Source organism: Pseudomonas sp. HY13-MNA-CIBAN-0226 (assembly GCF_040310305.1).
GTDB lineage: Bacteria > Pseudomonadota > Gammaproteobacteria > Pseudomonadales > Pseudomonadaceae > Aquipseudomonas > Aquipseudomonas gregormendelii.
Genome location: NZ_JBEOPS010000469.1, coordinates 1 through 250, shown reverse-complemented (window position 1 = coordinate 250; position 250 = coordinate 1). Strand labels below are relative to the sequence as shown.

The window sequence follows — 250 nt, the reverse complement described above, 5'->3', positions numbered from 1 at the left end:
GCGTTGGGACAGGTGCTGGCGGCGCGGAAAGCGGCCTTCGAGCTCACGTTTTCGCAGCGTCTCGCGCGAGAAGGGCACGAAGGCTTTCAGGTCGTTCCAGCGCGTGAAGCCATCGGCCGGGAGCGCCGAGGGAACGGGAAGAGGTGCGCCGCCGGCTGGCTGCGCGGTTGCGGCATTGCTTGCCATTGCAGTTCCTTTGCCCGGTTGGGCGTTGTTTGCAATGGCTGCATTGAAAGCGACGACGCTACCC

Annotated in this window: 1 protein-coding gene; it reads right to left on the bottom strand. The window is 65.2% G+C overall.

What is annotated here, in order from left to right:
* Window positions 1-186 (bottom strand): hypothetical protein (locus AAEZ05_RS29550; protein WP_350650182.1); only part of this gene is annotated, 186 nt, incomplete at its 3' end.
* Window positions 187-250 lie beyond the last annotated feature (64 nt).